A 2,837-nucleotide genomic window follows, 5' to 3' on the forward strand; every position below is an offset into this window, starting at 1 on the left:
GTCTGTGCATCCCGTCTGTGCATCCCGTCTGTGCATCCCGTCTGTGCATCCCGTCTGTGCGTTCCGTCTGTGCGTATGGGTGCGTGTGGCGCCGCCGAGGTGCTGGTTGTGCGCGGTTGGGTTTGGTGCGGTGCGCGGCGCTCGGCCGATGATCAGAGTGTGTGATGAGCGGCGCCGCACCGGGAGACAAACCATCCCAATTCCTCAGCGGGTCGCATTCCGTAACAGCGAATCCCGCACGCCAGAATGACCGGACGATGCCGTCAACGGCCCGGATTCCACTGGTTTCCTTCGGATCCCACCAGATCCACCGCACTCCACCGGCCGTCACCCTGTCCCGGCGTCATATCAGGGCCTCACATCAGACCGGAGAACATGATGCGGACTCGTCCCAGAGGGAGTCTGTCCTTTGCCGGGGCACTCCTCACCGCCCTCACCGCCCTCGCCCTGATCTCGGGCTGCGGCGACCACTCCGGTGCGTCGCGGCCGATGACGGGCCCGGCCCACTCGTCGTCATCGTCATCCTCCGCGTCCCCGGCCGCCCTGGTCTCGCCGTCACCGCCGCTGACAGCGGCTCAGCCGACGGGCGCGCTCCGTAACCCACCCGAAGTGGTGAGCAAGAACGGCTTCCTGAACACCCGCATCGTGGTGGAGCGCAAAAGGGTGGAGCTCGCGGGCAAGAAGCTGTGGGCCCTGACCTACAACGGTCAGTACATGCCACCGACCTTGCGTATCAAGCCAGGTGACCGTCTGAAGCTGGCGATGGTGAACAAGATCGACCGGATGACGAATCTGCACGTCCATGGCTTGCACGTCTCGCCGAGCGATCACTCGGACAACATCTTCCTGATGATCGAGCCCGGGGAGACCTACCACTACTCGTACCAGTTCCCGCCCAACCTCGCGGCCGGCACGTACTGGTACCACCCGCATCCCCACACGCTGTCCGCGCCGCAGACCGCCGGCGGGATGTCCGGGATCATCGTCGTGGACGGCCTGAAGCAGTATCTGCCGAAGTCGCTGCGGAACATCACCGAACGAGTCGTCGCGCTCAAGGACTTCCAGCGCGTGGGCGACCAGATCAAGACCGCGGATCTGAGCATCGGCGCACCCACGACCCGTGTGGTCAACGGGCAGCTCAACCCAGCCATCCACATCCGGCCGGGCGAGACACAGCTCTGGCGGATCGCCAACATCGGCGCCAACATCTTCTACAAGGTGGCGTTGCCGGGCTACAAACTCCGGGTGATCGCGCGGGACGGGAATCCTGTCAACAGGATCTACTCCGTCGACACGATCATCATTCCGGCCGCGGCCCGCTACGACGTACTGGTGCAGGGCGGTCCGCCCGGCACCGCGGAGCTGAAGACGCTTCCTTACAACACGGGCTCGGCCGGCAACCAGTTCCCCGAGGTGACGCTCGCCACGGTCGTCTCACGCGGGGAGGCCATGACTCCGGCGAAACTGCCCACCACCTTCGCGCCGGCCCGGGATCTGTCCAAGGCCAAGATCGCCGCCCGTAGGACGATCACGTACACGGAGAACGCGGCAGGCACCGAGTTCTACATCAACGGCAAGCAGTTCGACCCGAACCGCATTGATTTCACCGGGCACTTGAACACCGTGCAGGAGTGGACGGTCCAGAACAACAGTGACGAGGTGCACTCGTTCCATGTGCACACGAACGACTTCCAGTTGATGAGCACGAACGGCGAGCCTCAGATGTTCTACGGCTACCAGGACACGGTGGATGTGCCGCCTCGCGGGAACATCGTCGTACGAACCGCCTTCGAGAACTACACCGGAAAGACCGTGCTGCACTGCCACATTCTCAATCACGAGGACAAGGGCATGATGTCCGTTCTGGAACTGGTCGACGGCCCGCCCGCGCCCGGGACCGGTAAGGACCCGGCGGCGCCTGGTGTCGACAAGGACTGAGCCGGCTGACGGTCCATGACATATGTCATGGACAGGGGTGACAGCGTGCACTGCCGGGCCTCCCGGTCAGCGGGGAGCCTGAAGACATGACTGAGTCTTCCTCTTCACTGACCGAGCCGCCGGTCTCCTCGTGTACGGAGCCGCCGGTGATCGATGTGGACGCGCTGCGACGCAGCTACGCCGGCGGCTTCACGGCTGTGAACGGCATCTCGTTCTCCGTGGCGCCGGGCGAGGTGTTCGCGCTGCTCGGAACGAACGGCGCGGGCAAGACCTCCACCGTCGAGCTTCTGGAGGGCCTCGCCCGGCCCAGCGGCGGAACGGTACGGGTGCTGGGCAGTGATCCGTACACCCGGCGCGCGGCCGTACGCCCACGCATGGGAGTGATGCTCCAGGAGGGCGGCTTCCCTTCCGATCTGACGGTCGCCGAGACCGTACGGATGTGTGCGGGCTGTACGAGCGGCGCGCGGCCCACCGGTGAGGCGCTGGAGCTGGTGGGGCTCGGCAAGCGCTCCGGCGTACGGGTCAAACAGCTCTCCGGCGGTGAGCGGCGGCGCCTCGATCTGGCGCTCGCGCTGCTCGGCCGACCTGAGGTGCTCTTCCTCGACGAACCGACGACCGGGCTGGACGCCGAAGGGCGGCGTGACACCTGGGAGCTGATACGGCTGCTGCGGGACGGCGGTACGACGGTCCTGCTGACCACGCATTATCTGGAGGAGGCCGAGACTCTCGCCGCCCGGCTGGCGATCATGCACCAGGGCCGGATCGAGGTTACGGGGACTCCGGCCGAGGTGACCGCGGCGCGGCCGGCCCGGATCCGTTTCCTGCTGCCGGCCGATGTCCCGGCCGAGCGGCTGCCACTGTCGCTGCGGGCCGCCGCAGAGGGGCGGCGGGGGGGGGTA

At 66.3% G+C, this 2,837-nt stretch carries 2 protein-coding genes; both read left to right on the plus strand.

The annotated features are described in order from the left end of the window. The first annotated feature begins 375 nt into the window (after positions 1-375). Entirely contained in the window at positions 376-1,938 is a 1,563-nt protein-coding gene (locus GA0115259_RS33255; protein ID WP_093603841.1) for a multicopper oxidase family protein, read from the plus strand. A gap of 86 nt (positions 1,939-2,024) precedes the next feature. Next, positions 2,025-2,837: ABC transporter ATP-binding protein (locus tag GA0115259_RS33260; protein ID WP_093603843.1), on the plus strand; the 813-nt coding region annotated here is incomplete at its 3' end.

Source organism: Streptomyces sp. MnatMP-M17, from assembly GCF_900091995.1.
Classification (GTDB): domain Bacteria; phylum Actinomycetota; class Actinomycetes; order Streptomycetales; family Streptomycetaceae; genus Streptomyces.